The sequence below is a fragment of the Microvirga tunisiensis genome, assembly GCF_009296175.1.
Classification (GTDB): domain Bacteria; phylum Pseudomonadota; class Alphaproteobacteria; order Rhizobiales; family Beijerinckiaceae; genus Microvirga; species Microvirga tunisiensis.
The window spans coordinates 1-508 of record NZ_VOSK01001021.1 but is presented as its reverse complement, the minus strand read 5'-3'; the positions used below and the strand labels follow the sequence as shown (position 1 = coordinate 508).

General features: G+C 56.1%; 2 protein-coding genes. Both read left to right on the top strand.

Annotated features, from left to right (window positions below; translation table 11 throughout):
* Positions 1-180 (top strand): hypothetical protein (locus FS320_RS47505; protein ID WP_210252283.1); only part of this gene is annotated, 180 nt, incomplete at its 5' end.
* Positions 165-350 carry a tyrosine-type recombinase/integrase gene (locus FS320_RS44990; RefSeq protein ID WP_244627801.1) on the top strand — a complete coding sequence of 62 codons (186 nt, stop codon included), beginning with the start codon at positions 165-167 and terminating at the stop codon, positions 348-350. The genes FS320_RS47505 and FS320_RS44990, both read left to right, overlap by 16 nt.
* The last annotated feature ends 158 nt before the right edge of the window (positions 351-508 follow it).

Genomic DNA, 508 nt, shown 5'->3' with positions numbered 1-508 from the left:
CATGTCTTCTCCGCCAACGCGTTCCGACGTTCCAAACCTCGCCGCGATGAAAAAGGCGCAACAGATTGGCTCGCCCAAGCCGCAAGTCAGGTCATCGCAACCAGCGCAGGTGAATACGATCGGTTAGCGCTAACACTCTCTGTCAGCTCATCAGGCAGTGGTACTTGCAAGCGGGTTTAGACCGAGGGACGTCGCACAGCGGCAGACGCTGGTTCATCACCAGGCTCGCCCACACGGGCATTTCACCTAAAGCGATCATGCTCCTCGCTGGTCATAAACATCTCTCCACGACGCAGCGCTACATCGACGTCAACGATGAGATGATGCGCGCTGCGGTCGAAGTGCTATAGACAAGCCTTTATCCCCCGCCCACGACACTGTCGCTAGCCGTTCTTATGCATGGGAAGGTTGATGAAGGCTGGCGAGTGTAGCTTAAGCACTTGAAGCAGCGTAGGATTTGGTTGTTGAGACTAATCCCTGCCACCAATTGCCCTGTGCCACACTCGCC